Source organism: Lactiplantibacillus paraplantarum (assembly GCF_003641145.1).
GTDB classification, from domain to species: domain Bacteria; phylum Bacillota; class Bacilli; order Lactobacillales; family Lactobacillaceae; genus Lactiplantibacillus; species Lactiplantibacillus paraplantarum.
Genome location: NZ_CP032744.1, coordinates 641,972 through 668,237, shown reverse-complemented (window position 1 = coordinate 668,237; position 26,266 = coordinate 641,972). Strand labels below are relative to the sequence as shown.

General features: G+C 43.6%; 24 protein-coding genes and 1 tRNA gene. 6 read left to right on the top strand and 19 right to left on the bottom strand.

The window, feature by feature from the left end; translation table 11 throughout:
• Window positions 1-35 precede the first annotated feature (35 nt).
• A complete protein-coding gene (locus LP667_RS03165) occupies window positions 36-572 on the top strand; it encodes a 3'-5' exonuclease (RefSeq protein WP_021730896.1) in 537 nt (178 codons plus the stop codon).
• A gap of 229 nt (window positions 573-801) precedes the next feature.
• On the opposite strand, the gene LP667_RS03160 is transcribed toward LP667_RS03165, so the two are convergent.
• From LP667_RS03160 to LP667_RS03145, 4 genes are all read right to left on the bottom strand, one after another.
• The gene (locus tag LP667_RS03160) at window positions 802-1,317 is read right to left on the bottom strand and encodes a GNAT family N-acetyltransferase (RefSeq protein WP_021730895.1); all 516 of its coding nucleotides are present in this window, start codon (window positions 1,315-1,317) and stop codon (window positions 802-804) included.
• 5 nt (window positions 1,318-1,322) lie between these two features.
• The gene (tsaE, locus tag LP667_RS03155; protein WP_021730894.1) at window positions 1,323-1,784 is read right to left on the bottom strand and encodes a tRNA (adenosine(37)-N6)-threonylcarbamoyltransferase complex ATPase subunit type 1 TsaE; all 462 of its coding nucleotides are present in this window, start codon (window positions 1,782-1,784) and stop codon (window positions 1,323-1,325) included.
• Between the two features lie 108 nt (window positions 1,785-1,892).
• Window positions 1,893-2,870 carry a phosphate acetyltransferase gene (pta, locus tag LP667_RS03150; protein WP_021730893.1) on the bottom strand — a complete coding sequence of 326 codons (978 nt, stop codon included), beginning with the start codon at window positions 2,868-2,870 and terminating at the stop codon, window positions 1,893-1,895.
• Between the two features lie 23 nt (window positions 2,871-2,893).
• Window positions 2,894-3,586 carry a uracil-DNA glycosylase gene (locus LP667_RS03145; RefSeq protein ID WP_021730892.1) on the bottom strand — a complete coding sequence of 231 codons (693 nt, stop codon included), beginning with the start codon at window positions 3,584-3,586 and terminating at the stop codon, window positions 2,894-2,896.
• A gap of 115 nt (window positions 3,587-3,701) precedes the next feature.
• Between LP667_RS03145 and LP667_RS03140 the strand changes: the two genes are divergently transcribed.
• Both LP667_RS03140 and LP667_RS03135 read left to right on the top strand, forming a co-directional pair.
• A complete protein-coding gene (locus LP667_RS03140; protein ID WP_021730891.1) occupies window positions 3,702-4,571 on the top strand; it encodes a Cof-type HAD-IIB family hydrolase in 870 nt (289 codons plus the stop codon).
• Between the two features lie 23 nt (window positions 4,572-4,594).
• Window positions 4,595-5,158: an LURP-one-related/scramblase family protein gene (locus tag LP667_RS03135; RefSeq protein ID WP_021730890.1), complete on the top strand. Its 564-nt coding sequence runs from the start codon at window positions 4,595-4,597 to the stop codon at window positions 5,156-5,158.
• A 75-nt stretch (window positions 5,159-5,233) separates the two neighbouring features.
• Here the strand turns inward: LP667_RS03135 and LP667_RS03130 are convergent, their stop codons facing one another.
• The 14 genes from LP667_RS03130 to rpoN all read right to left on the bottom strand — a co-directional run bounded on the left by LP667_RS03130 (window position 5,234) and on the right by rpoN (window position 21,524).
• A complete protein-coding gene (locus tag LP667_RS03130) occupies window positions 5,234-5,968 on the bottom strand; it encodes an amino acid ABC transporter ATP-binding protein (RefSeq protein ID WP_021731153.1) in 735 nt (244 codons plus the stop codon).
• 2 nt (window positions 5,969-5,970) lie between these two features.
• Window positions 5,971-7,407, bottom strand: coding sequence for an amino acid ABC transporter substrate-binding protein/permease (locus LP667_RS03125; RefSeq protein ID WP_021731154.1), 1,437 nt, complete (start codon window positions 7,405-7,407; stop codon window positions 5,971-5,973).
• Between the two features lie 289 nt (window positions 7,408-7,696).
• Window positions 7,697-8,167, bottom strand: coding sequence for an SsrA-binding protein SmpB (smpB, locus tag LP667_RS03120; protein WP_003641053.1), 471 nt, complete (start codon window positions 8,165-8,167; stop codon window positions 7,697-7,699).
• A 25-nt stretch (window positions 8,168-8,192) separates the two neighbouring features.
• A complete protein-coding gene (gene rnr, locus LP667_RS03115) occupies window positions 8,193-10,595 on the bottom strand; it encodes a ribonuclease R (RefSeq protein WP_021731155.1) in 2,403 nt (800 codons plus the stop codon).
• Window positions 10,596-10,603: 8 nt separating this feature from the next.
• Window positions 10,604-11,353 (bottom strand): alpha/beta hydrolase, encoded by a 750-nt coding sequence (locus LP667_RS03110; RefSeq protein ID WP_033609406.1) that lies wholly within the window; start codon window positions 11,351-11,353, stop codon window positions 10,604-10,606.
• Between the two features lie 50 nt (window positions 11,354-11,403).
• Complete coding sequence (secG, locus tag LP667_RS03105; protein WP_003641050.1) at window positions 11,404-11,640, bottom strand: preprotein translocase subunit SecG; 237 nt, start codon at window positions 11,638-11,640, stop codon at window positions 11,404-11,406.
• A 99-nt stretch (window positions 11,641-11,739) separates the two neighbouring features.
• Window positions 11,740-13,290 carry a ClC family H(+)/Cl(-) exchange transporter gene (locus LP667_RS03100; RefSeq protein WP_021731157.1) on the bottom strand — a complete coding sequence of 517 codons (1,551 nt, stop codon included), beginning with the start codon at window positions 13,288-13,290 and terminating at the stop codon, window positions 11,740-11,742.
• A gap of 19 nt (window positions 13,291-13,309) precedes the next feature.
• Entirely contained in the window at window positions 13,310-14,185 is an 876-nt protein-coding gene (locus LP667_RS03095) for a hypothetical protein (protein WP_021731158.1), read from the bottom strand.
• Window positions 14,186-14,332: 147 nt separating this feature from the next.
• Window positions 14,333-15,661 carry a phosphopyruvate hydratase gene (gene eno / locus LP667_RS03090; protein ID WP_003643976.1) on the bottom strand — a complete coding sequence of 443 codons (1,329 nt, stop codon included), beginning with the start codon at window positions 15,659-15,661 and terminating at the stop codon, window positions 14,333-14,335.
• 81 nt (window positions 15,662-15,742) lie between these two features.
• Window positions 15,743-16,501: a triose-phosphate isomerase gene (gene tpiA, locus LP667_RS03085; RefSeq protein WP_021731159.1), complete on the bottom strand. Its 759-nt coding sequence runs from the start codon at window positions 16,499-16,501 to the stop codon at window positions 15,743-15,745.
• Between the two features lie 26 nt (window positions 16,502-16,527).
• Complete coding sequence (locus LP667_RS03080) at window positions 16,528-17,730, bottom strand: phosphoglycerate kinase (RefSeq protein WP_021731160.1); 1,203 nt, start codon at window positions 17,728-17,730, stop codon at window positions 16,528-16,530.
• Between the two features lie 119 nt (window positions 17,731-17,849).
• Window positions 17,850-18,872 (bottom strand): type I glyceraldehyde-3-phosphate dehydrogenase, encoded by a 1,023-nt coding sequence (gene gap / locus LP667_RS03075; RefSeq protein WP_021731161.1) that lies wholly within the window; start codon window positions 18,870-18,872, stop codon window positions 17,850-17,852.
• A gap of 66 nt (window positions 18,873-18,938) precedes the next feature.
• On the bottom strand, window positions 18,939-19,970 hold the full coding sequence (locus tag LP667_RS03070; protein WP_021731162.1) for a sugar-binding transcriptional regulator: 1,032 nt from the start codon (window positions 19,968-19,970) through the stop codon (window positions 18,939-18,941).
• A 219-nt stretch (window positions 19,971-20,189) separates the two neighbouring features.
• Window positions 20,190-21,524 carry an RNA polymerase factor sigma-54 gene (gene rpoN / locus LP667_RS03065; protein WP_021731163.1) on the bottom strand — a complete coding sequence of 445 codons (1,335 nt, stop codon included), beginning with the start codon at window positions 21,522-21,524 and terminating at the stop codon, window positions 20,190-20,192.
• Between the two features lie 81 nt (window positions 21,525-21,605).
• Here rpoN and LP667_RS03060 point away from each other — a divergent pair.
• From LP667_RS03060 to LP667_RS03050, 3 genes are all read left to right on the top strand, one after another.
• Window positions 21,606-21,677, top strand: a tRNA-Arg gene (locus tag LP667_RS03060).
• Window positions 21,678-22,267: 590 nt separating this feature from the next.
• The gene (clpP, locus tag LP667_RS03055) at window positions 22,268-22,858 is read left to right on the top strand and encodes an ATP-dependent Clp endopeptidase proteolytic subunit ClpP (RefSeq protein WP_021731164.1); all 591 of its coding nucleotides are present in this window, start codon (window positions 22,268-22,270) and stop codon (window positions 22,856-22,858) included.
• Window positions 22,859-23,025: 167 nt separating this feature from the next.
• Window positions 23,026-23,994 (top strand): 2-hydroxyacid dehydrogenase family protein, encoded by a 969-nt coding sequence (locus LP667_RS03050; protein WP_021731165.1) that lies wholly within the window; start codon window positions 23,026-23,028, stop codon window positions 23,992-23,994.
• A 210-nt stretch (window positions 23,995-24,204) separates the two neighbouring features.
• Here LP667_RS03050 and LP667_RS03045 read toward each other — a convergent pair whose 3' ends face one another.
• On the bottom strand, window positions 24,205-25,857 hold the full coding sequence (locus tag LP667_RS03045) for a peptide ABC transporter substrate-binding protein (RefSeq protein WP_021731166.1): 1,653 nt from the start codon (window positions 25,855-25,857) through the stop codon (window positions 24,205-24,207).
• Window positions 25,858-26,266: the final 409 nt, after the last annotated feature.

Sequence of the window (26,266 nt, the reverse complement as noted above, 5' to 3'; positions counted from 1 at the left end):
GATAACTCTATTCTTTAGAAACGGTGGTGGCAACTTTGAACTTTGTCGCAATGGACTTTGAAACGGCTAATGCGAAACGTGACAGTGCTTGTTCACTCGCACTAACGGTTGTTCGCAACAACCAAATCAGCGATGAGTTTTATACACTCATCAAACCGGAAAGTGACTTTTTCTGGCGCAACGTCCAAATCCATGGCATTCATGAAGAAGACGTCGCGGAGGCACCCAAGTTTCCGGAAGTTTGGGAACATATTGCTCCCTTCTTCCAACGAGATCGCCTCGTGATTGCCCATAACGCGCCATTTGACATCGGCGTATTGCGCAATACGCTCGCCCATTATGGCATCAGCACGCCAGAATATTTATCCATGGATACTGTTAAAACCAGTCAAAAATTCTATCCAGAGTTACCAAATCATAAACTGGATACCCTTTGTCGGGCACTCGATATCGACTTACAACATCACCACAATGCTTTAGATGATAGTCTCGCCTGTGCCAATATTTTACTCACTGAAGCCCAAGCCTTTGGTGCTGAGCAGCTTAAACCCTTTGTTCGTGTTCAAGGTTAACACTGCTTAATTTGAGTCCAGCAATCGTGCTGGACCTTTTTTATCGGCTACTATCGCATCCCAGCTAGTATTAATTTACTGCAGCCTCAACGGACCAGACGCCACATCATTATTTTTCAAACACCAACATCCAAGAACGGCTGATTGTTCAACATTAGTCTTAACCAAAAGCCCGCCGCTGTCCTCACAAGGCTAACGATTGCTAACTACTTTAGCAGCAAGGGCAACCTTAAACCCACATTTCCATATCAATGGCTGCAACCCGTTTACCGGTAGGATCGACCACGTCATAACTTGTTGAGGTGCAGTTTTCAAAACCCAAACGCCGATACAGCTTGATTGCACGCACGTTTCGCAGCTGAACAGTTAACACTAGTCGTTCCAATGTACTGTAATTCCGTGCCCAATCTAGGACTTCCTCAATTAGGGCCGTACCGAGACCCATGCCCCAAAATTCTTTCAGGACCGCAACCCCGACCTCGCCCTGGGCAGCACTAAAGTCGGTACTGGCTTGCACCGTACTAACACCGATCAGTTGTGACGCTAGCGTTGCAACAAAAATAATATTGGTCGTTGTACCATTAATATGTGCAATTTGTTCCTGTTCATCAGTCTCACTTAAATCTTCAATACCTTCATCAACCGTAAAGGTGTTGCTTTCGCGTCCCAATTGAGCTAGCAGCGCTAATAGTTGCGTTGCATCCGCAACTTCAGCAGGTCGTACATCGACAACTTCTTCTGCCATCGTTGTCACTCCTTCAATTGATCAACCAATTGTTGATAATGTTCACCCGCGGCTTTAAATGTCATAATCCGCTGATCGTCAGCATCCGTGTTTCGGCTAATGGCAATTCGCAAGTACGTCGCTGGCAAGAGGTCGTCAATAAACTGTGACCACTCCACAACGCTGACTCCATCACCATCAAAATATTCATCTAACCCTAAATCTTCCGCACCACCATCTTCTAGGCGGTAAACATCCATATGATACAGCGGCAATCGTCCTTGATGATATTCACGAATAAGCGTAAAAGTCGGACTCTTAACGTTATTGGGAATCCCAAGGCCCTTAGCTAACCCCTTTGTAAAAGTTGTCTTACCAGCACCTAAATCACCATCTAGTAAGATCAGATCGCCGGGCTGTACTAATTGGCCTAGCTTTGTCCCAATTGCCATGGTAGCTTCCGGCGACGTCACCGTGATTGATTCCATATTCTTCCAACTCCTCATCCAATTAACTGCTTTTATTATAGAAAAAACGAGGGAAACTTCAAAGTACAAGCTCTGAAGTTTCCCTCGTTTAACAAACTAAATGGTCGTTTAAGCTAATCCTTGGGCCGCTGTAATGATTGCAACCTTATAGACGTCTTCTTCACTGCATCCACGTGATAAGTCGGAAACCGGCTTATTTAGGCCTTGTAAGACCGGGCCCACGGCTTCAAAATGACCAAACCGTTGCGCAATTTTATAACCAATATTACCAGATTGGAGTTCTGGGAAAACAAAGACGTTGGCATGACCAGCCACTTTAGAACCCGGTGCTTTTTGCAAACCAACTTTTTCAACGAAGGCGGCATCAAATTGAAGTTCCCCATCGATGGCTAATTCAGGTTCAGCAGCCTGGGCCTTTGCCGTTGCTTCCTGAACCTTAGTCACCATATCACCCTTTGCTGAACCCTTAGTCGAGAAGCTAAGCATTGCAACTTTCGGATCAATATCAAAGACCTTAGCAGTCGCGGCACTCTGAGTGGCAATTTCTGCTAACGTGTCCGCATCTGGGTCAATGTTGATGGCACAATCAGCAAAGACATAGCGTTCTTCACCCTTTTGCATAATGAAAGCCCCAGAAATCCGGTGTGAACCAGGCTTAGTCTTAATAATTTGTAAAGCTGGCCGTACCGTATCACCAGTTGGATGGATGGCACCTGAGACCATCCCATCCGCTTTCCCCATATAAACAAGCATTGTTCCAAAATAATTTTCATCTTCTAGCATCTTACTTGCTTGTTCCGGCGTATTCTTACCTTTCCGCCGTTCTACCAGGGCGTCCAGCATCGCTTGTTTATCTTCAGCCGGGTATGTCGCAGGATCAAGAACTTGAACACCCGCTAAATCAGCATTCAAATCGTTAGCCACAGCCTGAACCTTGTCTACTGGGCCTAAAACGATTGGCTTGACGAGACCATCTGCTGCTAATCGCGCCGCCGCACCGACAATTCGGGGTTCAGTTCCTTCAGGGAAAACAATTGTTTGATCTTTACCAGTAATTTTTTGTGCTAATGACTCAAATAAATCCATGTGATAACCCTCCAATAAATTAATTAATGCTCTAGATTGACGTGCGCTGGTAACTGCCAATTAATTGGCTGTTCGCCGAAGGATGTTAACGCAATGTTAGTCTTTGAAAATGGTTTAGAACCGAAGAAGCCCCGATAAGCTGACAGTGGACTAGGATGCGGTGCTTGTAACACCACGTTCGTCTGCGTATCAATCAGCTTAATCTTAGACCGCGCCGCCTTGCCCCACAAAATAAAGACCACTGGGGTTGACCGTTCTGATAACCGTCGAATAGCAACGTCAGTCAGCTGTTCCCAGCCCTTACCAGCATGGGAAAAAGCCACGCCATTTTGAACAGTCAACACAGAGTTCAGTAATAGGACCCCCTGCTTGGCCCAACTCTCCAAATAACCATGATCTACCGGCGTACAGCCAACATCGTCTTGTAATTCTTTGTAGATATTAACTAACGATGGTGGCACAGCTACACCGGGAAGTACGGAAAAGCTCAGTCCGTGTGCCTGACCAGGGCCATGATATGGGTCTTGACCTAAAATAACAACCTTTGTATCTGCAAACGGCGTCCATTCAAAGGCCTGAAAAATATTATACATATCTGGGTGAATATTTTTCGTCCGGTATTCATTTTTCAAAAATTCGTGTAATTGGTGGTAATACGGCTTCTCAAACTCTGGTTTTAAGACGTCCCACCAGTCCGTGTGAATAAACGCTTTCATCCTTAACACCTCTTGCTTTATTGTATCATAACCAAAACCACTAATGATAATAATTCTGTATTCAGACGCAAACATGTTAGAATGTAATTATTAAAACAACTAAGGATGTGACAACATGATTTCGATTATCGCCTCTGATATGGACGGAACATTACTCAACAACGAAATGGTCGTTTCGGATTTTAACGCTGAAGCCATCCGTCAAGCACAACAGCAAGGCGTGCACTTTATCGTTTCAACCGGACGCCGGTTCTCTGAAGCCCAGCCACTCCTGGCCGCCCAAGGTATTACTGCTCCTCTGATCACTCTAAATGGTGCGGAAGTTTACGATGCCTCCGGTAAAATGCTCGACATGGTTCCAATCACCAATAGTGTCGCCCGGGCCGTGTTCCATACCTTAACTTCCAAAGGTTACTACTTCGAAGTCGTTGGTAGTGACGGTATTTACTCTAACAGCAAGGCCAAACGAATCGAGCAAATTGCCCATCTCCTAACTAATTTAAATCCAGATACAACTTTCAAAATTGCCGTTTCACTTGCTTCAGCGCGCTTAGAGTTGATGGATATTAATTATGTGGCTAATTACAACGAATTACTAGCGGATCCCACTAAACACGTCATGAAGATCATTGCCTTCAGTGAAGCCGGTCCTAGCAAACTCAAGCCGCTCAGTGACGAAATTCTTGCCAAACACTCGTCCCTCAAGATCACTTCCTCATCTGCATCCAATATTGAAATCAACAATATTAATGCCCAAAAGGGAATCGCCGTAGAACGATACGCCAATATGCTTAACACACCAATGAGTGATGTCATGGCAATTGGCGATAATAATAATGACGTCTCAATGCTGGAATTGGCCGGTGTGAGTTACGCCATGGGTAATGCTAGTCCCGAAGTCAAACAACTAGCACGCTACATTACCGATACGAATGTCAATGACGGTGTCGGCAAAGCCATCCTGGAAGTACTCGCTAAACAATAGTTTCTAGAGAACGGAGGTTGAAGATGCGCAAACTATATTTCAGCCGCAATAGCTTTGCCCAGGGTGCGCGAATTGTTCGCGATGCGCATAATCAGTCCCATTACCTCTTAGTGGGACGCTGGGGGCGGCGCCAAGACGCGCTTAGTTTATATGCTATTCAAGGTGAACTACTTGCTGAGATTCGGCAGACGTCCCTTGGATTATTGCCGAAATTTGATTTATATTATAACCGTCAAAATGTCGGTTCGATCAGTAAAACATTAGGATTCTGGCACGAAATGTTGTATGTTCGTAAACTTCGTTGGATTATCATGGGCAGTTTAAGTGCTGAAAATTACCGTATCTATCATGGTACTGAACTGATCATGACGATGCGCCCCGTTGTCACTACGAATGGCGAAGCATTTGAATTAGCAATTACTGATCAATCAACAGAACCACTCTGCATTTGCATTGCAGCCATCTTAGATCACTGGCAAAAACCAACCAATCGTAATCAAGCTCCAGTTGCTAAAAAAGGCTTAAAGGTTAGTTTCGGTGAAAGTAACTATACGTTAACACCACGCCACAAAGCGGCACAACACTAATTCCTTCTAGGATGAATGAGTGCGACCAAAAAGGACCCCGGAATTTATTCCGAGATCCTTTTTTAGCAATAATTTCTAAACATTAATAACTTTTTGTAAGAAATCTTGTAACCGAGGGCTTTGTGGATGTTCGAATACATCGTCTGGCTTCCCCGTCTCCTGAATCAAACCGTCCGCCATGAAGACGACCCGATCAGCGACTTCCTTAGCAAAGCCCATTTCATGGGTGACCACGATCATCGTCATACCGTCCGCCGCCAATTTTTTCATAACATCCAACACATCACCGACCATTTCCGGGTCAAGTGCTGATGTTGGTTCATCAAACAGCATGATTTTCGGATGCATGGCTAGTGCACGGGCAATCGCCACTCGTTGCTTCTGACCACCAGATAAGGATTTAGGCATGGCATCCGCTTTATCGGACAATCCAACCGTTGCAAGCAAATCACGAGCCGTTTTCTCAGCTTCCTGTTGGCTTTCTTTTTTGAGTTGAGTCGGCGCTAAAGTGATGTTTTGTAACACTGACAAATGTGGGAATAAGTTAAAATGTTGAAACACCATCCCAATATTTTCACGGACCAAATTAATATTCGTCCCTTTGTCGGAAAGGTCATAACCACTAATAACAACTTGGCCTTGTGTCGGAACTTCCAAATCATTTAAACACCGTAAAAACGTGCTCTTGCCTGAGCCAGATGGTCCAATCATGCAGACGACTTCGTTATCTTGAACTTCGAGGTTTAACCCCTTCAAGACTTCGTTATCACCGTAACTCTTGTGCAAATCTTTGACAATTACTTTCGCCATGCTTAGTTAATCCTCCTTTGAACCCAGTTAGACAACCATGTTAATAACGTAATGATAATCAAGTAAATAATCGCAATCATCAACCAAATCTTAAAGCCTTCAAAGTTACGGGCGATAATCAACGTCCCAGTTTGCGTCAATTCTACAATCCCGATAACTGACAGAATCGACGTATCCTTCAATGTGATAATAAATTGGTTAATGAATGATGGAATCATAATGCGAATTCCCTGTGGCATAATGACCTTGCGCATGGCGGTCCAGTATGGCAATCCTAGTGAGCGGGCCGCTTCCATTTGACCATCATCAACGGCAGCAAAGCCGCCCTTAACGAAGGCCCCCGTATACGCCCCTTCATTCAGCATCAAGGTAATCATCCCAGCAACGAAGGCGGGAATCTTAAACCCATGACCAATCAAATCTGGAAAACCAATGTAAATAAAGAAGGCCAACACCATTAACGGCATTCCGCGGAAAATATAAATAATTGTACTTGAGATGGCCGGACCAAGCTTACCAGGCATCACACCCAAGACACCAAGAATCAATCCTAGGATAGTGGCTAAAATAATTGAAATAACGGTTAATTCAAGCGTCATCCATAGTCCTGAACCAATCGTGTCCAAGTTTTGGGTAAAAAGCCCAACAAATGTCCGACTACTTGCATCTTCGCCAGTCAAAGAGGCTTCACTAGACTTCAAGTACTTATTAATGATCTTTTTGTAAGTCCCATCCGCTTTAATCGCTTTGAGACCAGCGTTAAATTTTTTTAACAGTTCCGCATTTTTACCCTTTTTAACCGCGAAACCATAGTCGCCCGCTTCGTGTTGCTTAGAAACGATCTTCAACGCAATACCGTTCTTGATACCGTACGACATCACAGGATAATCTTCAAAACAAGCCGCTGAATTACCGACCTTAACATCGTTATACATGTTATTTGAGTCGTTGAAATACTTGATTTTAAACCCATACTTGCTTTGAATCGATTTCGCATAGGTCGCACCGGCTGTCCCTGTTTTAAGGGCGACGGTTTTGCCTTTTAAATCCTTAAACGTTTTGACCTTACTATCTTTGGCAACAGCCATAACCACTCCGGACGTATAGTAAGCGTCTGAAAAATCAAACGTCTGCTTCCGTTCGGCCGTAATATTCATTCCGGCAATCACCCCGTCAACTTGGTTCGCACTAAGTTGCTGGACAGCGGCACCAAAACTAAGTGCTTTTAATTTATAATTGAAATTCTCTTTTTTGGCAATCGCCTTTAAAATATCAATATCAATTCCCTTGTACTGACCACCCTTGACCTGAAATTCGAACGGCGCAAAGGTTGTATCCGTTGCAATGGTGTACGTCTTAGCCTGTGCCTGGGTACCAACCGCAAACCAGCTTCCCAGCGCTGCTAACAACATGACAACCGCAACATGCCACTTTCTCATCGACGAGACCTCCTCAAATAGTTTACCGGAACGGTATGTCATAAAATATAACATAATTCATGCCTCGCGACCAATCTGTTTTATTATATTTTTTTAATTTAGCTTTAATGAGGTCGCTATCATTAGTAATTTACTTAATAAAATAAAGTAAATTGGTTGTTTTTAAAAAGATTCTGATGAAAAATCAGCCAATTTTATGTTTTAAAATTTTCCGAGCTATGATGAGACACAAAAAAATAGCCTCATAACGATTGAATCTGAATCGTTATGAGTGCTATTAATGACGAGCCTAGTAATGTTTCATAACCCGGTCGATTTGACGCTGCTGTTCGCGTTTCTTAATATCTTGCCGTTTGTCGTATTCCCGTTTCCCGTGAGCGACTCCAATTAAGACTTTCGCAAATCCATGCTTGAGATACATCTTAAGTGGAATAATCGTCACACCCTTAGTCATCGTTGCTGCACCTAACTTACTGATTTCTTTCTTATGCAGCAATAGTTTCCGGGACCGCAACGGGTCAACGTTATAACGGTTACCCTCTTTAAACGGACTAATGTGAACGTTTTGCATCCAGGCTTCACCGTTGCGAACTTGAACGAAACCATCCTTTAAGTTGACCCGCCGATCGCGAACGGATTTGATTTCCGTCCCCGTCAGCGCAATACCAGCTTCATAGGTTTCCTCAACAGCGTAGTCATGGCGTGCTTTCCGATTTTGAGCGAGGGCGGTATCTGGGTGCTTACCGTGTTGTTTGGCCATTGCCGCACATCCCCTTACTTAAAAATTAACGTCGACGATCGGTTGTTGACCGCCGATTATTGTTGTTACTACTGTGATTGTTATTATTGTTATTCCGACGACCATTGCTATTGCCATTACGATGGTTATTGTTATTACCATCACGATGATCATTGCTCCGATTATTATTATTGCCATTGCGACGATAATTACTAGTATTACCACCACGACGGTTATTACCACGATAGTTATCATGATGTTCCCGTTTTGGTAATAAATCGGTCTTCGGTGCTTCTTCTGGATTCAACAACTTAAAGTCGACTTCGCGTTGATTCTTATCAACCCGCATCAATTGAACTTTGACGGGTTGACCAATCCTAAACGTCCGTTTTGTCTTACGACCAACTAACGCTAGTTGCTTTTCAACATATTCGTAGTAGTCGTCGTCCATCGTACTAATATGAACTAAGCCTTCAACGGTATTTTCTAGTTCAACGAACAAACCGAACTTCATAACTGAATCGACAACGGCTTCAAACGTTTCACCAACATGATCGGCCATATATTCAGCCTTCTTCATCGAATCAACATCGCGTTCAGTATCAATACCACGCCGTTCATGATCAGAAGTTGTTTCCGCGATATTTGGCAAGTTATCGCGGTAACGGGCCCGGGCATCTTCACCAGTACCATTTTCAGCATAATGACGAATCAAACGGTGCACCATCATATCTGGGTAACGTCGAATTGGCGACGTAAAGTGGGTATAATATGGCGCCGCTAACCCAAAGTGACCAAGCGACTGGTCAGCGTACCGAGCCTGCTTCATACTCCGCAGCATCATAACCGAGACCATAGCTTCTTCTGGCTTACCAGCAACCTTCTTCAAGACGTCTTGGAGCATCTTCGGCTTAACGTCCTTAGAACTCCCCTTGACACTAACACCAAAGTTAGTAACGAATTCAAAGAAACTCAGCATCCGGTCACTATCAGGCGTTTCGTGCACCCGGTAGATAAACGGAACCTTGAGTTGACTATAATTCTTAGCAACCGTTTCGTTAGCTGCTAACATGAAACTTTCGATCATTCGTTCAGCTAAGCCCCGTACCCGTAATTGAATGTCAATTGGATGACCGGCTTCGTCAACGATAATTTTAGCTTCGTTATCATCAAAATCAATGGCACCACGATGACGACGATGCTTGTACAAGATGCGGTGTAAGTCGCCCATCGTATCAAACATGTCGACCAAGTCCGCATACTTTTCACGCGTCTTGGGGTCATGGGCTTCGAGAATCTGATTAACGGCGTCATAAGTCATCCGAGCGTGCGAACGAATCACACTTTGGAAGATCTTATGGTTAACGATTTCCCCAGTTTGATCAATTTCCATCTCACAACTCATGGCTAACCGTTCAACATCAGGATTTAAGGAACAAATCCCATTGGATAGCCGCCGTGGCAACATTGGAATCACACGGTCAGTTAAGTAAACCGATGTCCCACGTTTGAAGGCTTCCCGGTCTAACTCAGAGTTCTCGGTGACATAATGGCTGACATCCGCAATGTGAACACCTAGATGGAAGTTCCCATTTGGCAAGCGCCAAGCAACGACCGCGTCATCCAAGTCTTTAGATTCGGCGCCATCAATCGTTACTAATGGCTGGTCCGTAATGTCGACCCGGCCGGCCTTTTCCTCATCAGTCACGTAATCCGGAATCCGATTAGCTTCATCCGTCACTTCTTCTGGGAAGACTGAAGGAACATCATGTTGGTAGACCACTTGTAAGACGTCCATCCCAGGATCATCAACACTCCCAATCACCTGCTTAGCGATCCCAATCATCCGCGTTGGATGCTGAGCTTCGGGATAAGCAGCCACTTCAGCAATGATGACTTCGCCTTCAGTCGGGTGCAAGCCTTGATCAGTAATCAGTAACTGATATTTAGATAATTTCTTGTCTTTAATCGCCACGGAGCCAATGAACCCAGCCTCATCAGTGCTAGGCGTATATGCACCAACAATTTGGGTATAGTTACGCTTAACGATGCTGACGATTTTACCTTCAGGGCCGCGATCGGAACCGGGACGGGCTGGCCGAATAATTTCAACCGCTACATCATCACCGGTAATCGCAAACTGCGTATTGTCCGGATTAATGTATATATCTGGCAATTCTGGATCGTAACGTACGAACCCGAAGCCCTTGTCATTACCATGAAACGAGCCTTCAACGGTCTTCGTCTCTTGAATCAGCTTGAAGTGATCATGGTCATCGGTACTAACTAATTTTTTACGTTCCATATTCGCAAGTTCTTTTACTAGAAAAGTAAACGCCGTTGCGCCTGTAAAATGCAATTCATCCGTTAATTGTTCGACACTATAAGTGCGATCGGGATGAGCCTGCAAAAAAGTCAGGATTTGTTCTTGTAAGTTTGCTTCTGACATTATTTACCTCATTTATAAATAGTTTTTAAATATGTTAAGACATCTTGTTCCAATTGGTGATGGGCATTGTTCACGGTGATGACGTGGCCAGCATCCGCATACCAGTGGAAATCAACTGGTACTTGTGATAATTGATCACGCAAGCGTCGCGCCACTGCTGCATCAATTAACTCATCTTGGCCACCCTGACCAATAAAGAAAGGCTGGGTCACAGCGTCTAGCTTGGCCGTCACTTCAGCTGTCGTAAAGGTGTTGATTGCCTGTAATTGTCGCCGAACCTGATCCGGCAAAGCTGTTAAAATCTGTTCCCGTTCAGCAATTGAAAATTGACTATGCGCTAATTGATGGTGACTGAGTGTAATAAACATTTCGGCGACATCACTACGGTTGCCAGCGAATAATGGTGAGCTAAACGTCCCACCGCCCACTAACTGCGGATCTCGTTCCAACGCAGCTGTTGCAAAAATACCGCCTAACGATAGACCGAAGATACTAATTTTAGTATAGCCTTTTTGGCGCATAAATGATATTGCTTGTTGCGTATCCTGCCACCATTGCGCGGGCGTTTGTGCTAAAATGTCACGCGGATCATCAGTCGCATGGCCACTAAACTGAGGCCCATAAACCGTGTAATCGGCCCGTTCTAAAGCCCGTGCTAACATTCGAACATCATTGGCACTTCCCGCATAGGCGTGCAACAGAATGACGGCGCGCGCACCGTGTTCAAAGTAAAACGGTTCAGGTTGTTTCAACATCATTACCACCTACCTTAAAAAAAAGCCTCCTGAAATCACAGGAGGACGGTCAATTACTTCGATGAGTACCATGCTAAAGCTAACGCCAGGATAAAGAATGCGATTCCTAATACCACGGTTACCTTCTGCATGAACGCTTCAAAACCGCGGGGCTTCTGCTTGGCAAACAAGTCATCAGCACCACCGGTTAATGAAGACATGGCATCATTAGTTTTGGATGGTTGCATCATCACCGCAATGATAATCAAGACGGAAACAACCAGTATTAACGTTAACAATAAATTATACAAGAAATGTGCCTCCTAAAGCCTCCGCTATGTCTATAACAATTTAACATATTTTGCCTTATTTTTCCAGTATCCTGAACAATTCATTGATTTGTTCAGGACTCAGGGGGTTGCCGCCATTAAATGTGCAATTTGATGCCGCACCCACGCACGGTTGTTCCGATCCGTTAAGATGATTAAGGTGTCCCCAGCGCGCATTAGGGTATCCCCGTGGGGAATAACTTGGCGTTCACCCCGCCGAATCGCAATCAGTAAAGATTCAGCCGGCCATTTAAAATCACGAACTTGATGGCCTTCTAATTTGGAGCCTTCGAATATCGGCAGCTCCAAACGATCTTGCACGCCACTGTGCTCGGGTAGACGCGGCTGAATCAATTTTTCCAGCAGCGCTTCATAGATTGGCGCACCACCCAGTAAGTCAACAACAAGGTATGCCGTCATCGATACAACGGCTAGTGGCATAAGATGATGTAAAGTTCCCACCATTTCTGTAATCAAAAGAATAGCCGTAAACGGCGCTTTCCCAATACCAGCAAAATAGCCCGCCATGGCAAAAATAATAAAGTTGGGAATAAAACTAGCGGGCATCCAACCGACAGCCACCATCGTTTGCGCATAGATGGCCCCTAAAATAGCCCCTAAAGATAAGATTGGCAGAAAAATCCCACCTGGTAAGCCAGATCCATATGAGATCGTTGAAAATACAAAGCGTAAAATAAAGATCCCAATCAGAGCTACCAGTGCGGGCGTCGTCGCTGCTAGGTTTAAAATAACCGCGTTGCCCCCGCCTAATAGTTGCGGCCACAGCAGCCCAATTGGAATAACTAGTAAGAACGGGACTAAGCCATTCAGCCAACTTGGCAATCGTAATTTACCATACCAACTAGGCATAGCCAGTGTCACATTCTGATAAAGATAACCAAACACACCTAAAAAGATGCCTAAACCAATCAGATTACCATACTGACTCAACGGCAAGTTCTGCCCATATGGAATATGTAGCACAGGAACTAAGCCAAAGAAGTTTAGTGACACAAAGTTACTCGCCATGGCACTGACTAGCGCCGTTGTCCAAATAATTGGCGAAAAATTATGGTAAACCTCTTCTAAGACGAACAGCGTACTAGCAATTGGTGCGTTAAACGCCGCCGATAAACCAGCCGCCGCACCACCGGCAATTAATGAACGCCGATCAGCACCCGTTTGATGTAACTTGGCTGCTACCCCCTGTCCAATTGTCGCTCCTAATTGAATCGAAGGCCCCTCACGACCTAGAAATAGTCCCGAACCAATACCTAAAATGCCGCCCACAAACTTGCGCCAAAGTACCGGCCACCAAGCATAGTCCAGTTCACCAGCTAGTTGACCTTCAACTTGTGGAATCCCAGACCCCTTGATGTCTGGTACTTGCTTAACTAGCCACCCCACAAATACCGCAACAAGAATCGTGCCTAGAATCCAAGGCAATAATAACCACCAGTTCGTATGCATCTGGTTGTACGTCCATTGGACAAAGACCAGCCCACGTTCGATACAAAACCGAAATAGGCTAACGATAATACCAGCAAAAATACCGACAATTAACCCCCGTCCAATGGAGCTAAAGCGTGTAAAATCAAAATGATGCTTAGTTGCCAGCGAACGTTGTGTCACAGCCAGCGCCCCCTCTCATTTACTGAATTACTTGTTCAACAACCTGTTGAACCCTCGCTAAAGTCACAGCTTGATCAGAGATTAGTTGTTGTACTTGTTGCGGACCATCCCAGCGTAATAGTAATCCTAATAATAAATCACTCGCCAAGTCAGTGGTTTGATAAGTCGCTTTAAATCCGGCTAACAAGTCTGCATCATTATTAAATGCTTGCAAAATCAACGGTACTAACTCCGTTTGTCGAGCTGCTGGGCGAGCTGAACTAAAGCGTTGGAGGCCTAGTTGTCCGCTCGTCACGATTAAGTTATCGCCAGTCAGGTTACCATGGACAAATTGATTAGTCGTCACGGGTCGCTGTTGTAACCACGCCGTACGTTCAGCAACAAAGTCGTTGCCAAACATCGCCCAATCGACTGGTCGCGTTTCGACATGACTGAAATTTGGAACTTCGGTATTGAGTTGTGTTAGAATCGTGCCTATTTGTCGACCTAATGTCGACTTCGCTAACGGCTGGGCAGTCACACAAAACTCAGTTAACGGAATTCCTTGTAGTGGTTGAACAATCACATAATAGAACTGATACTTATCAAAAATAAAACCAGCATGCCGTAATTGTGGTGCGCCTAATTTTAGGCGTGCCATTCGGGTAAGGCCAAAGCGAGTTGCTTGGTAATAATCCCGCGTCCGTGAAGCCACTTCACTCGGTGGAAAAATTGCAATCTGCGTTGAGCCGACATTGAATCGGGCTACCACTGAATCCACCATTGGTTCTGGTGTTTTAAACGGTTCATTCTCACTGGCATAAATTTGCTGAATCAGTGGTTCAAAGGCCATTACGTTAGTCTGTAGTCCTTGCCAATCAGACCACTGATTAATTTGTTGCTGAAAGTCATCCATTCCGATTCTCCTTACTAAAAATGCACATGCTTTTATTTTACCACGATATCGGCTCATCAAGACGGTAAAATCAAACGGGTGTTCTTTAAATTATGTATAATAAAAACGCCGCCCCAATAGGAACGGCGTTTTCATTAGAACTTCAAATTACTTGCTAGTAATAGTGTTCCGTGCAGCTTCGTCTAAGTTGTAGAAGCCGTGGATACCTTTGTATTCTGAAGTGCTTTCAAGTTGGTCTTCAATCCGCATTAATTGATTGTATTTAGCAATCCGTTCAGTACGGCTCATTGAACCAGTCTTGATTTGGCCAGCGTTCATTGCGACAACTAAGTCAGCAATGGTCGTGTCTTCAGTTTCACCAGAACGGTGAGAAACGATGGCAGTGTAGCCAGCTTCTTTAGCCATTTCGATAGCTTCAACAGTTTCAGTTAAAGTACCAATTTGGTTAACCTTGATTAAGATTGAGTTAGCAACGCCCATCTTGATACCCTTTGCAAGGTAGTCCGTGTTCGTAACGAATAAGTCGTCACCAACGATTTGAACTTTCTTACCAAGCTTGGCAGTTGCCATTTGCCAGTCTTCCCAGTTGTTTTCATCCAAAGGATCTTCGATGGAAACGATTGGGTACTTGTCAACGATGCTGTCAAGTAAGTCAACGAATTCTTCGGCAGTAAATGATTGACCATTTTCGCCTTCACCCTTTAAGTCGTACTTGCCAGTTTCTTCGTTGTAGAATTCTGAAGCGGCACAGTCAAAGGCAATGGCAATATCCTTACCAGGCTTGTAACCGGCACGTTCGATAGCTTCAACTAAGATTTCGAATGGTTCTTCGTTGTTCTTCAAGTCAGGTGCAAAACCACCTTCATCACCAACGGCAGTTGAGTAACCGCGTTCGTTCAAGATCGCTTTCAAGTTGTGGAAAGTTTCTGAACCCATCCGGATAGCTTCTTTAACTGAAGAAGCACCAACAGGCATGATCATGAATTCTTGGAAGTCAACGTCGTTGTTGGCGTGGGCCCCACCATTGATAACGTTCATCATTGGTGTTGGTAAAACGTGAGCGTTGAAGCCGCCAAGGTAGTTGTATAAAGGCATTTCAAGTTCGTCAGCAGCAGCACGGGCAGCGGCAATGGAAACACCTAAGATAGCGTTAGCGCCTAACTTAGCTTTGTTAGGAGTACCATCTAACTTGATCATAGCTTGGTCAATGGCACGTTGGTCAGTTACATCGTAACCAACAATTTCCTTAGCAATTAACTTGTTAACATTGTCAACGGCTTTAGTAACACCCTTGCCCATGAAACGGCTCTTGTCACCGTCACGTAATTCAACGGCTTCATGTTCACCAGTTGAGGCACCTGAAGGAACGATACCGCGGCCAAATGCGCCACTTTCAGTATAAAGTTCAACTTCAACAGTTGGGTTACCACGTGAGTCTAAGACTTCGCGAGCATAAATATCTGTAATAATAGACATTAATTTCTCTCCTTAAAATTGGCTTGTTATTTGTTTCACACTTATTGTAGAATTTTGTCAACCAACTTGCAATAACTATTATTAGTTATTTTGGTAATTAACAAGTTCCAAGAATGAATCAGGTTGTAATGAAGCACCACCGACTAAACCACCGTCGATATCAGCTTTGCCCATTAATTCGTTAACGTTGGCTGGTTTAACACTACCACCGTATTGAATCCGAACTTTATCAGCAACTTCTTGTGAGTAAAGGTCAGCAACAGTCTTACGAACAACCGCACAAATTTCTTCGGCTTGGTCACTCGTAGCCGTCTTACCAGTACCGATGGCCCAGATTGGTTCATAAGCAATAACCAATGAACTTACTTGGTCAGCTGATAAATCCTTCAAAGCAGCTTTGATTTGGCCAGAAACCCATGATTCTGCTTGGCCAGCTTCACGTTGTTCCAACGTTTCACCACAGCAGATGATTGGCTTCATGCCGTTCTTAAAGATAGCATGGGCTTTTTTGTTAATGTCTTCGTCAGTTTCGTGGAAATAGCCACGACGTTCTGAATGACCAATAACAACATAGTCAACGCCTAAGTCAGCTAAAGCGGCTGGTGAAGTTTCACCAGTAAAGGCCCCAGCATCTTCAAAGTAAGCATTTTCAGCAGCAATCTTTAAATCAGAACCCTTGGCAGCTTCAACCATTTCTTGTAAGAAAAGGGCTGGGGCAGCAACAACTGATTCAACTTTTGATGGATCTGGTAATTGATCCTTGACAGCATTAACGAAAGCTAAAGCTTCGCTAGCCGTTTTGTTCATTTTCCAGTTACCGGCAATAATAGGTGTACGCACGATAAACCTTCCTTTCGGAGAACAGATTATTTTTCAGAAATAGCAGCAATACCAGGTAATTCCTTACCTTCAAGGTATTCAAGTGAAGCACCGCCACCAGTAGAAATGTGGGTTAACTTGTCGCCAACGCCAAGTTGCTTAACAGCGGCAGTTGAGTCCCCACCACCAACGATGGTCGTTGCATCTGATAAGGTTCCTAAGAACTTACCAACTTCAAGTGTACCCTTGGCGTAGTTGCTCATTTCGAAGACACCCATTGGTCCGTTCCAAACAACGGTCTTAGCGTCGCGTAAAACATCTTCGAATTCTTCGATTGACTTAGGACCAATATCTAAGGCCATGTAGCCATCAGGAATTGAACCTTCAACAACCTTGCTAGGAACATCGTTATCAAACTTTTCAGCAACGATTGAGTCGCTAGGTAAGACTAACTTGTCACCAGCTTTTTCGATGATTGACTTAGCCAATTCAATCTTGTCTTTTTCAACAAGTGAATTACCAATGCCCATGCCTTTAGCAGCATAGAACGTATAAGTCATCCCACCACCGATGATGATCTTGTCAGCTTTGCTGATTAAGTGATCGATAACACCGATCTTATCAGAAACCTTGGCACCACCTAAGATAGCAACGAATGGGTGCTTAGGATTGTCAACCGCGTCACCTAAGAACTTGATTTCCTTTTCCATTAAGAAACCAGCGGCAACTTGGTCCATGTTTGAGGCAATCCCAACGTTAGAAGCATGGCTCCGGTGAGCAGTCCCGAAAGCATCGTTGACGTAGACATCACCAAGTGAAGCCCAGTACTTGCCTAATTCAGGATCGTTACCAGATTCGCGCTTAACTTGTTCGCCGTTAACAACGTCTTCAAAACGAGTGTTTTCAACAACTAAGACGTCACCGTCATTCATGTTGTTGATGGCAGTTTCAAGTTGTTCGCCTTCAGTAACAGGTACGAAGGTAACAGGCTTGTTTAATAAGTTTGAAAGACGTTCTGCAACTGGACGTAAGCTTAAGCCCTGCTTGTCGTCTTCGCTCTTAATCCGACCTAAATGTGAGAATAAGATGGCTTTACCATCATGTTCAATCACATATTTGATCGTTGGTAAGGCAGCGACGATCCGGTTGTCGTCACCAATTTTGCCGTCTTTAATTGGAACATTAAAGTCGACACGAATTAAAACTTTTTTATCTTTAACATCTAAATCTGAAACGATTAATTTAGCCAATGTTAAAATCCTCCTAGAATTCGTGACTGCTGAAATTAAAAAAACGGCAAGAGGAGTTTTGCCTCCCCCCGCCGTCAAAACCATATGCGGTTTTAAAGTTCTTAACTATCTAACAGATATTAGAGAGTGGCGAACTTCAATAAAGTACGTACCATTTGGCAAGTGAAGCCGTATTCGTTATCGTACCAAGCAACAGTCTTAACTAATTGGTTGTCACCATCAGAAGTAACTTCTGTTTGAGTAGGATCGAAGATTGAACCGAAAGTAGTACCGATAACATCAGATGAAACGATTTCGTCATCGTTGTAACCGAATGATTCGTTACCTTCAGTATACTTCTTGATTGCGGCGTTAACTTCGTCAGCAGTAACTTTCTTGTCTAAGATAGCAACTAATTCAGTTAATGAACCATCAACAACACCAACACGTTGTGCATGGCCTTGTAATTTACCGTTCAATTCTGGGATAACTAAGCCAAGAGCCTTAGCAGCACCAGTTGAATGAGGAATAGTGTTTACACCGGCAGCACGGGCAGCACGGAAGTTACCACCACGTACAGGGCCGTCAAGTAACATTTGAGTTGAAGTGTAAGCATGGATAGTAGTCATAGTACCAACCTTGATACCGAATTCTTTGTTTTCAAAGAATGCTAATGGTGCAAGGCAGTTAGTAGTACATGAACCAGCAGAAACGATACGGTCATCTGCAGTCAAGATGTCATCGTTAACGTTGTAAACGATGGTCTTCAAGTCTGAGCCAGCAGGAGCAGAAATCAAGACACGCTTTGCACCAGCGTCCAAGTGAGCTTGTGACTTAGCCTTTGAAGTGTAGAAACCAGTACATTCGAGAACGAAGTCAACACCGTCGTTCTTAACCCAAGGAATATTTTGTGCTTGTGGTTCAGCATAAACACGGTAGTTCTTACCGTTAACAACGATTGAATCGTCGGTTGCTGAAACGTCAGCGTTCAAAGTACCATGAGTTGAGTCATACTTCAAAAGATGAGCCAACAATGCAGGTGAAGTTAAATCGTTAATAGCAACAACTTCGATATCACTTGACTTTTCACCAAGTTCTAAGATACGACGGAATGCTAAACGACCGATACGTCCGAAACCATTAATACCAATTTTTACAGACATACTAGAATTTCCTCCTTGTGGAAATAAAAATAGTTTTATTTTAAAAAGCAACTTCACTATAGAAGATTACTTTTTTAAAATCAAGTTAGCCGCACCCTCATCCGTGATTAAACACGTCTGTTTAGGTGCAATGTTCCTCATATACGCGGCGATTGCGGTCGCTTTTGAAGCGCCACCCGCAATGGCGAGTATAATCTCCCGATGGGCCAGTTCTCCGATTTGCAACCCAATTCGTGGAATTCGATAGACCACGTTACCCTTCTCATCGAAGAAATAACCAAAGGCTTCGCCAATCGCATCACGACTGCGTAACACCTTTATTTGGTCCTCCGACATATTACGGCGATGGGCCATTGAGATGGCTTCACCGATACTATGCACGACCACGTTAGCTTGCCCGATAATCGCCAACACCTCTTGAATACTTGGTTCCTTGAGAAGTGGTTCATACGTTCGTTCACTGACCTGTTCTGGTACAAACAATGAGCGGAATTTACCGCCAGTATGTTGTGCCATTTGTGACGCAATGGTATTTGCTTGAATCGCAACCGATTCACCAACACCGCCACGCGCCGGAACAAATAGCAAATCACGTTTGTCACCTAATCTATTAGTTAAATGACTTGCTACGTGCTCCATGGTATGCCCACCCATGACAGCAATAATGTTATGTCCTTCCGGCAATAACTGCTGTAATAGCTGGTTCACTTCTTCGCCCATGGTCCCAATAACTTTCAACTGTCGATCGGAATCACCAGAAACGATGATGCAACGCTTAATATTAAAGTGTTGCGCCAACTGTCGTTCCTTCTGGCGAATGCCCATTAACTCATCCATAAAATGACTTAAGCCGACTAGCACGTCCTGACCTTGTTGGGTAACTTGCATACCTGATTTGTTCGTCATAATCAAATCAAGCTTCCGCAACGTATCCGTTTCAGTCCGTAACGTCCGTTCGCTAACGCCTAGTGTCTGAGCTAATAGTCGACGTCCAACTGGGGCCATCCAATTAATGGTTCTTAATACTAAGTAACGACGACTCAGCATATCAACCATATCTGGGGCAATTGCCTCAATCCATTGAATATCTGAATGCATGGCATTCAACCTGCTCTCTAGTGGGACGGGTCTGGTCCAGCTATGTCGAAAAACGACCCAAAGACTTCAAAAAACAAAGCACACAACGCAAATTCACTAAGAAATCAATGTTGCATACCTCTCTTACCACAACATGAATTATAACAGGTTCATAAGATGGTTGCAAATGAAACCCCAATTAAACTTATACCCGACTGGTCCAAATACCGCATTTAATTATTATTCGGTTCTCAAGTATTGTTTTCGCTTTGACGAAGGCGGAATGTTAAGATTTTCGCGATATTTAGCGACGGTCCGCCGAGAAAGTTCGACATTTTCCGCATTAAGAATCTGAACAATTTTTTGGTCTGAAAGCGGTTTTTCTTTATTTTCTTGCTCAATTAGGGCCATGATTCGATGCTGAACACTATCTGCCGATACTACTTTGCCACCAGTGGGACGTTTACTGACCGCTTTAGTAAAGAAACGTTTAAGTTCAAACATCCCGAAATCGGTCTGAATATATTTACCGTTAATGCTACGACTGATCGTTGACTCATGAACCTTTAGCTGTTGCGCAACATCGCGAAGCAATAATGGTTGTAAATCCGTTGTTTTTTCTAAGAAAAAGTCAGCTTGATGTTCAATAATGACCGTTCCAACCCGAAATATCGTTGCCTCACGTTGTGCCAAACTACTAGCAATCCAATCATATTCACTTTTCTTTTCTTTCAGATACTCCGTCACTTCCTGATCATCATGCTGCCCCATCTGTTGGTAATATCGGCTACGAAACTTCACAACTGGCTGTGCCATTGAAGCTGTCCTTAGCGCTAGTTGTCCGTTCTGATTGGTCACAACCAGGTCTGGAAAAATATACCCGGTCGTGTCCTGTCCAATTGCCGCGCCAGGTACTGGTGTGAGCGTGCGAACGTAGTCATAAATGCTTGAAATATCAGCAAGTTCAACTTGATATTTCTTAGCCAACAACTCCCACTGCCGATTGACAAACGCCTCGAAGTCTTCTTCTAAGATGATGTAAGCCAAGTTGGGGGCATGGTCATCATTTTCGGTTTGCAACATTAATGCTTCCTGCAAGCTACGTGCCCCAACACCTGGTGGATCAAGTTGCTGTAATAAGGTAATAGCATCCAATAGTTCAATGGGCGTCGCCTTAGTTGCCTGCCGAGCCTGTGCTTCATCGATCCGTAAGTACCCATTGACATCAACATACTCAATCAAGTACAAGACAATTTGCCGCAAATGGGTATCACGTAACGTCAGATGAATCTGATCCAATAAATATTCGAATAACGAGTGCTGATTTGAAGTCGACACCCGCTCAATGAAATCAGCCTTCGTCGTTACATTTTTAGCTGCACTCAAACTCGTATGATTATTATTCCAATTGGTATCCACATCAATCAGTGGATTTTCGAGGGCTTTTTGCGTCAGAAAGTCACGTAATTCTTCTACATTAAATTGCAACATCTGAATCGATTGTTGCAGTCGCTGAGTCATCGCTAACTTCTGTGATTGCCGTTGTTGCTGGCGAAATCCTTGTCCCAGTGCCATAAAAGCACCTCCAAAATAAATTTTTATGTAAAACCCTTGTGTTTTTATCCATTATTCGCTAGAATATAATATGTTGTTTAGGCGCCCGTAGTGTAATGGATCGCACGTAAGATTCCGGTTCTTGAAATGGGGGTTCGATTCCCTCCGGGCGCATCAGTTAGCTGAGAAATAGTTCTCAGCTTTTTTTGTACCCGCATTAATTATAGTTGTTGGCCTATACCACTGACACCTTCATATAGTAACTGAATTTCGACCGAACCACAAGTATCGTACTAGCTAATCACGGACAACTGGTCCATAGCACGGCGATTACTAATAGCGTTAACTATGCGAATGGCCTAACTTCAATTTATTTGAACCATATACCAGTGTAGTCGTTCAACGACTTTAATAACAGCTAAACATTTAATTGTCATCACTAATACGTACAAACAAGTATTGGTCAACGATTTACGTCAGCATATTAGCAATACGTTAACACTAACTGCCACTTGACTTACATTCCCGACTTGAGACGCCTCCCCCTAAGGCAATTCACACCGCTAATTCTGAACAAAAAAAGAGATTGGGATCCCCCAATCTCAAGCCGTATATGATAGAAACCTAAGTATACCACGTTGACTTCAAAAACGGAATTTTGTTTTTGAGGTTTTTCTTTTGACCTTCACTGACCTTAGCGGTAAACTACATTTATATTAGCAATCAGCTAATCAAATAATGCAACCTTAGGAGGCTAACAAATCATGTATCCAGTTCCTACAGTTATTGAACAGTCATCACGTGGTGAACGTGCTTATGACATCTATTCACGACTATTAAAGGACCGTATCATTATGCTATCCGGTCCCATTGAAGATAACATGGCGAATGCGATCATCGCCCAATTACTCTTCTTGGATGCCCAAGATTCAGGCAAGGACATCTACCTTTATATTAATTCACCAGGTGGTGTCGTTACTGCCGGCTTAGCAATCTACGATACGATGAACTTCATCAAGTCTGATGTTCAAACCATCGTTATGGGGATGGCAGCTTCCATGGCCAGTGTCTTAGCTTCATCTGGTACTAAGGGCAAGCGTTTTGCTTTACCTAACTCAGAAATCTTGATCCACCAACCATCCGGCGGTGCTCAAGGACAACAAACGGAAATTGAAATTGTTGCCGAAGAAATCTTGAAGACTCGTAAGAAGATCAACCAGATTTTAGCTGACAACTCTGGACAATCCGTTGAGAAGTTGAACCATGATACTGAACGTGATAACTACTTAAGCGCACAAGAAGCTAAAGAATATGGTTTGATCGACGATATTATGGAAAACAACAATTTAAAATAAGCTAATATTTTCAAGCTGGGCTAACTTTACGTTGACCCAGCTTTTTTGCTGCTTAAGACTTGTCATTAACTTTTCGTTAGCCCATACTGCACATAAACGTATCGCTTAACTCTGATAACCAATTTTGTCTGAGCTAAACGAACTCAAAGTACAAGGGAGTCTCATTCATGACAAAAGTTTTTATCGCTGGTCAACTACCAGCCCAGGCTAATACGTTACTTTTACAAAATCAGTTAATCATCGATACTTACACCGGTAAGCAACTAATCAGTCACGCAGAGCTCATCCGACGAGTCGCAGATGCTGACTATCTGATTACCCCGCTTTCAACTCAAGTTGATCAAGATGTCTTGGCTCATGCTCCGCACCTCAAACTAATTGCAAATTTTGGCGCGGGTACTAATAACATCGATACCATTGCGGCGGCTAAGCGCCATATTCCAGTGACCAATACGCCTAACGTTTCAGCAGTTGCAACTGCTGAATCCACCGTTGGACTGATTATCAGCTTAGCCCATCGAATTGTTGAAGGTGACCGCTTAATGCGCACTAGTGGATTCGCCGGTTGGGCACCGCTGTTCTTTCTCGGCCACAACTTGCAAAATAAGACACTCGGTATCTTAGGCCTTGGCCAGATTGGTCAAGAAGTTGCCAAACGACTCCATGCTTTTGATATGCCAATCTTATATAGCCAACACCACCGCTTGCCAATTAGCCGTGAAACACAGCTGGGAGCGACCTTCGTCTCTCAGGATGAACTTTTGCAACGTGCCGACATTGTTAGCTTGCATTTGCCGCTCACTGCGAAAACCACCCATCTGATTGGTAGTACCGCCTTCACCAAAATGAAATCAACAGCGCTTTTAATCAATGCTGCTCGGGGCCCCATCGTCGATGAACAAGCATTAGTAACAGCGCTACAAAATCATCAAATCGCCAGTGCCGCACTGGACGTTTATGAACATGAGCCCCAAGTAACACCCGGCTTGACTACCATGGATAACGTCATTTTGACACCCCACCTTGGTAATGCCACGGTCGAGGCCCGTGATGGTATGGCAACCATCGTTGCAGAAAATGTCATCGCGATGGATCAACATCAACCAATCAAATACGTGGTCAACCACGTGGAATAGGGGTAACACTCTATTTACAGCGCCATCAATCCACGTCTTGGTTTTGTATCAAAATTGCAAAGCGTCCCACCACTACTCAGCAAGATAAGCTTGACGAGTAGTGGTGGGACGCTTGATTAGTTTATAGATGCAAACAGCTTACAGCAACATCACGAATAATCGCTATTCGGTTAGCAAAAATTCAGTCAAAGTTTTGTTACAACTAGCTAATTATTTTGCAATATAAGCATACTTATAATTCCACTGCGTACCAGCAGTATTATGAATAATGCCCTTGGCCTTTGGATTTTGCAAATATGAGTATACCGTTTGATACAATGGCGTAATTCCTTGGTCTTGCATGATCGTCTTCTCAGCACTAATCATATCTTGCCAACGCGCATTAGCGTTGTTAGCATCTTGATTTTGGGCTTTATTAACTAGCGCATTATACGTACTACTATTGTACTTACCGTAGTTATAACCGCTATTGCTAGTCATAATTTGCAAGTGTGAGATTGGATCATTGAAATCAGCTCCCCAACCACTGAGGTAAATATCAAAATCACCACTTTGAGCACGGCTTGAAGCAACTTTTGATGGAATATTGGATAAATTAACCGTTAACCCATCGAGATTCTTTTCTAGTGCTGATTTCAAATACTGTGAAATTGGCTTATTCGGTTCATCATTAGAAGTTAATAATTTAATAGATAGTTTCTTGATACCGGTTTCCTTAAGTCCTTGTTGCCATAGCTTTTTGGCAAGGGCTTTGTTATATGACGTTGAATTTTTAACCGTTGATTCATCCGCAAAATCCTTACCATTTTTGGGATTTTTGGCTAAATCTTGTGGAACAAACGTCTTCGAGACCGTTGACGCATCGCCAATCACATTCTTGACTAACGTTTTCCGATTAATAGAAAGAGAAATGGCTTGGCGAATCTTAGCGTTATTGAGCGCTTTTTTGATGGTCGCGTTACTGTCTTGGAAATTATAGACTAGGAACGCCGTGATCGAATATGGATAAGTCGTATAATCAGCACTAGTCTTCATATTCTTCACTTGCTCGCTTGCTAATTGCGTTAAGTCCAGCTTCTTTTCTTGGAACAAGTTCAGCGTTGTTGTCGTACTTTCATTAACTGTATAGTTAATTTTTTGTAAATGAACTGCTTTTTTATCCCAATATTGATTATTCTTAACAAATTGCCAACTATTATTGGTTCCTGTCCAGCCAGTTAATTTAAATGGCCCACTGTATAGCATATATTGGGCTTTGGTTGCGTACTTGCTACCCCATTTTTTGACCGCCTTTTCGCTGATTGGTCCAAATAGCGGGTAAGTCATCAACTTCTTAAAGTAAGTAATTGGCTTATCCAAGGTGACGATAAAAGTATGCTTACCTTGAGCTTTGACACCCAACGTACTTGGCGATTTTTTGCCAGCGACAATCGCATCCGCATTCTTCACCCCTGAAAAGAGATAAGCATATTGTGATTTAGTTGCGGGGGTCACCGTGCGCTTCCAAGAATACACAAAATCCTGTGCGGTTATCTTGGCCCCGTCACTCCACTTCGCATTGCGAATCGTAAAGGTATATGTCTTGCCGTCCTTTGAAACCTTAGTCGATTTGGCTAATCCAGGCGTAATACTTCCATTCTTCCCTAACCGGTATAGACTTTCAAAAATATTACCAGTGCTCCCGTATCCCGACATGTTGGAAATATCAATTGAATCCAACGAACTAGGGTACGACAAGTTTAAAACCTGACTACTTGCATACTTGCCACTGCCAGTAGACTGAGTACTTTGCTTCCCACACGCTGCCAGCACCGTCACTAATACTAGACTCATCATAATCGCTAACACTGATCGCTTCTTCAAACTTCTCGCCCCTTACATTCCCATTTTAATTGTTATTGATTTACTTATTCCCATCGGCCTAAACAAAAAACGCCTGCTTAGAATCTCGTCAGATTCCAAGCAGGCGTTTCAAAATTAACGATTTGACTCAAATTCGTTATTTTTGATGCAGAGACGCTTGTAATTCAACGCAAATAGCCATGTTGTTTGATTCACAACATGGGCAGCACATCATCATTTGCGTCGCTAATTTTTGCATGATTACGTCTCTCCGATTTCATAAGATGTGTTCAGTATAAATAGCTTCACTTACTTTTGTCAAGTGTTTTTTCTGATCCTAAAAGATTGGCGACAACACCCGTCCTAAATAAAAAGCTTACTGACACTCCCAAAAGAGTGTCAGTAAGCTTCTCAATAACTATTCAGCGCA

Excerpts from the sequence above, each read along its gene's own strand:
- LP667_RS03160 (WP_021730895.1), bottom strand. The coding sequence starts at position 1,317 with ATGGCAGAAGAAGTTGTCGATGTACGACCTGCTGAAGTTGCGGATGCA.
- tsaE (WP_021730894.1), bottom strand. The coding sequence starts at position 1,784 with ATGGAATCAATCACGGTGACGTCGCCGGAAGCTACCATGGCAATTGGG.
- pta (WP_021730893.1), bottom strand. The coding sequence starts at position 2,870 with ATGGATTTATTTGAGTCATTAGCACAAAAAATTACTGGTAAAGATCAA.
- LP667_RS03145 (WP_021730892.1), bottom strand. The coding sequence starts at position 3,586 with ATGAAAGCGTTTATTCACACGGACTGGTGGGACGTCTTAAAACCAGAG.
- LP667_RS03140 (WP_021730891.1), top strand. The coding sequence starts at position 3,702 with ATGATTTCGATTATCGCCTCTGATATGGACGGAACATTACTCAACAAC.
- LP667_RS03135 (WP_021730890.1), top strand. The coding sequence starts at position 4,595 with ATGCGCAAACTATATTTCAGCCGCAATAGCTTTGCCCAGGGTGCGCGA.
- LP667_RS03130 (WP_021731153.1), bottom strand. The coding sequence starts at position 5,968 with ATGGCGAAAGTAATTGTCAAAGATTTGCACAAGAGTTACGGTGATAAC.
- LP667_RS03125 (WP_021731154.1), bottom strand. The coding sequence starts at position 7,407 with ATGAGAAAGTGGCATGTTGCGGTTGTCATGTTGTTAGCAGCGCTGGGA.
- smpB (WP_003641053.1), bottom strand. The coding sequence starts at position 8,167 with ATGGCCAAACAACACGGTAAGCACCCAGATACCGCCCTCGCTCAAAAT.
- rnr (WP_021731155.1), bottom strand. The coding sequence starts at position 10,595 with ATGTCAGAAGCAAACTTACAAGAACAAATCCTGACTTTTTTGCAGGCT.
- LP667_RS03110 (WP_033609406.1), bottom strand. The coding sequence starts at position 11,353 with ATGATGTTGAAACAACCTGAACCGTTTTACTTTGAACACGGTGCGCGC.
- LP667_RS03095 (WP_021731158.1), bottom strand. The coding sequence starts at position 14,185 with ATGGATGACTTTCAGCAACAAATTAATCAGTGGTCTGATTGGCAAGGA.
- eno (WP_003643976.1), bottom strand. The coding sequence starts at position 15,661 with ATGTCTATTATTACAGATATTTATGCTCGCGAAGTCTTAGACTCACGT.
- gap (WP_021731161.1), bottom strand. The coding sequence starts at position 18,872 with ATGTCTGTAAAAATTGGTATTAATGGTTTCGGACGTATCGGTCGTTTA.
- LP667_RS03070 (WP_021731162.1), bottom strand. The coding sequence starts at position 19,970 with ATGCATTCAGATATTCAATGGATTGAGGCAATTGCCCCAGATATGGTT.
- rpoN (WP_021731163.1), bottom strand. The coding sequence starts at position 21,524 with ATGGCACTGGGACAAGGATTTCGCCAGCAACAACGGCAATCACAGAAG.
- clpP (WP_021731164.1), top strand. The coding sequence starts at position 22,268 with ATGTATCCAGTTCCTACAGTTATTGAACAGTCATCACGTGGTGAACGT.
- LP667_RS03050 (WP_021731165.1), top strand. The coding sequence starts at position 23,026 with ATGACAAAAGTTTTTATCGCTGGTCAACTACCAGCCCAGGCTAATACG.